General features: G+C 68.1%; 2 protein-coding genes. Both read left to right on the forward strand.

All coding sequences use genetic code 11. The annotated features are described in order from the left end of the window. Positions 1-174 precede the first annotated feature (174 nt). Positions 175-1,680: a SulP family inorganic anion transporter gene (locus ACJWXQ_RS06025; protein ID WP_406672365.1), complete on the forward strand. Its 1,506-nt coding sequence runs from the start codon at positions 175-177 to the stop codon at positions 1,678-1,680. 331 nt (positions 1,681-2,011) lie between these two features. Beyond that, positions 2,012-2,737, forward strand: coding sequence for a rhomboid family intramembrane serine protease (locus ACJWXQ_RS06030; protein ID WP_406672366.1), 726 nt, complete (start codon positions 2,012-2,014; stop codon positions 2,735-2,737). Positions 2,738-3,149 lie beyond the last annotated feature (412 nt).

Below are 3,149 nucleotides of genomic sequence, written 5' to 3' on the forward strand. Positions count from 1 at the left end.
CGACCGTGATCTGCGCAAGCGCCCGCCTGCTTTCATGCGCCGTAACTGGTGGCACCGGACACAAGCAGTACGCGACTGAGCGGTTTCCGTCAATACCACCCGTCTTATCACTGACCCGCCCCTTCCGGGCCGCGGTCGGGGCCGGCGCGACAAACTTCATATTGGAGGTTTGCCGTGCAGCAGAAGCTGAACGCGTTCTGGCAGCGCCAACGCGAGACCTGGTTTTTCAACATTCGCGGTGATCTGATCGCCGGGATCGTGGTGGCACTGGCCCTGATCCCGGAGGCGATCGCGTTCTCCATCATCGCCGGGGTGGACCCGAGCGTGGGTCTGTACGCCTCGTTCACCATGGCGGTGGTGATCGCCTTCGCCGGCGGGCGGCCCGGGATGATCTCGGCCGCCACCGGGGCCATGGCCCTGCTTACGGTCACCCTGGTGGCCGAGCACGGGCTGCAGTACCTGCTCGCGGCCACCATCCTGACCGGGATCATCCAGATCCTGTTCTCTTGGGCCAAGCTCGCGCGCTACATGATGTTCATCCCGCGCACGGTGCTGGTCGGCTTCGTGAATGCGCTGGCGATCCTGATCTTCCTGTCGCAGGTGCCGTACCTGGTCGATGGCGACACCACCATGTGGGCGCTGGTCGCGGCCGGTCTGATCATCCTCTACGGCCTGCCGCTGATTCCGGGGTACCCGAAGCTGCTGCCGCCGCCGCTGGTCGCCATCATCGCGCTGACCATCGTCGTCTATTTCATGGGCCTGCCTACCCTGGAGGTAGGCGACATGGGTGACATGCCGGACGGCCTGCCGGTATTCCTGTTCCCGGACATCCCGCTGAACTGGGAGACCCTGCAGATCATCTTCCCGACCGCGTTCGCGCTGGCGATCGTCGGCCTTCTGGAGTCGCTGCTGACGGCCTCCATCATCGACGACCTCACCGACACCCCCTCGGGCAAGAACCGAGAGGCCCAGGGTCAGGGCATCGCCAACATCGTCACCGGCTGCTTCGGCGGCATGGCGGGCTGCGCGATGATTGGCCAGTCGGTGATCAACATCAAATCCGGCGGCCTCGGCCGGCTGTCCACCCTGTCGGCGGGTTTGTTCCTGCTGTTCTTCATTCTGGTGCTGGGGGATCTCGTCTCCATCATCCCGATGGCCGCGCTGGTCGCGGTGATGATCATGGTCTCCATCGCCACCTTCGACTGGGGCTCGCTGACCACGCTGCACAGGCTGCCGCGCACCGACGCCGTGGTGCTGATCGTGACCGTCGCCGTCACCGTGATCACCCACGACCTGTCGATGGGCGTGTTCGCCGGCGTACTGCTCTCGGCGATCTTCTTCGCGCGCAAGATGGTCAAGGCCGTCGAGGTGAAAAGCGAGCTGTCCGAGGACGGCAAGAAGCGCATCTACACCGTGCGCGGCCAGCTGTTCTTCGTGGCGGTAGACAAGTTCATCGACAGCTTCGACTACCGCGAACATGTCCACCACGTGGTGATCGATCTGAGCAGGGCCTCGCTGTGGGACAGCTCGGCCGTCGCCGCGATCGACAAGGTCGTGGGCAAGTTCCGTCGCAACGGGATGGAGGTCGAGGTGAAGCCCCCGGGCGGCGAAAGCGGCGAACTCCACGACAAGCTGGCCCTGCACGACAAGGACGTTGACCTGGGACCGGGCGGGCACTGACGCCGCCCGCCGGCGCCCCGTCATGGCGAGAAGGCGAGGCCGACGCGACAACCTCCGGACGCCTGCAGCGGGCTGGAGCTGGTAAAGCGGCTGAACAAGGCCATCCCGGCTTGCCCGGCGCGCGTGCCGCGCGCGGCGCTGCAGCGTGCTGCATGACCCTGGACGGGCAGGGGCCTTGCAGCCTGCTTTGAATCCGTCACCCGTGACGGTCCATTCCGGCGGCACATCCCCGTCCCGCGTCGCCTTCGGATGCTCTCGATGGCCGCGCCATCACCGGCTCGCGGGAGTCCCGGGAATTGGACCCGGCGCCGGAGCATGGCAGGCTAGGCGAATGATGAACCTGCGCCGCCCGGCTCCGCCGGCCGACCCCCGGGCCGAACGCGAACGCGTGCGCCGCGCCCTGACCTGGCCACTGCTGGGGGCGGTCGCGCTGATCACGATCCATGCACTGCAGGAACTCGCCGGCGGCGACTGGTCGGTGCTCGGCATCCTGCCGCGGGATGCGGTGGGCTTTCTCGGCATCTTCACCTCGCCGCTGATCCACGGCTCCTGGGGTCACCTGCTGGCCAACGTCCCGACCCTGTGGGTGCTCGGCATCCTCACCCTGTACGGCTTTCCCAATGCCACGCGCACCGCGGTGCCGCTGATCTGGCTGATGGGCGGACTCGGGGTCTGGCTGTTCGGCCGCGAGGGCCTGCATATCGGCGCCTCCGGGCTGACCCACGGGCTGATGTTCTTCGCCGTGGTCGTCGGCATCCGCCGCCGCGATGCCCTGTCGCTCACCCTGACGATGATCGTGCTGTTTCTTTACGGCGGCATGTTCTGGGGCGTGTTCCCCAGCGTGCCCGGGGTTTCCTTCGAGGCGCACCTGTTCGGCGGCGTGGTCGGCGCGGTCTGCGGCTGGTTCCTCTACCGCCGCGACCCGTTCCCGGTGTTCGAACGCTACGACTGGGAAGACGAGGAGCCGCCGGAAGACGACCACCAGGGCGACGGCGACCGGCCGCGGCCGCCCCCCGAAGACCCGGCCGCCCGGCAGGACCGGAACCACCGCGACTGACACCGTCCGGCGGCACCTGCGCCCGTGCCATGCCCCCCCCCTGGCGGGTCCCGCAACGCCGGGAAGACAACCCCGTCATGGCGGGCGCAGCGAAGCAATCTCCCGACCAGCCCCGAACGCCCGGGGATACCCCGCCCGGCTGCCACGTCGGCTGCGCCGCCTCGCAGTGACGGGAAGGTGACCCCGTCATTGCGAGCGCAGCGAAGCAATCTCCCACCCAGGCCCCGGACGCCGGGGGCACTCCGCCCGACTGCCGCGCCGGCTGCGCCGCCTCGCAGTCACGGGACAATAACCCCGTCATTGCGAGCGCAGCGAAGCAATCTCCCGACCAGGCCCCGAATGCCCGGGGATACCCCGCCCGACTGCCGCGCCGGCTGCGCCGCCTCGCAGTCACGGGAAGGTGACTGCGTCA

It is taken from the genome of Natronospira sp. (assembly GCF_007134575.1).
In the GTDB taxonomy this organism is placed as follows: Bacteria; Pseudomonadota; Gammaproteobacteria; order Natronospirales; family Natronospiraceae; genus Natronospira; species Natronospira elongata.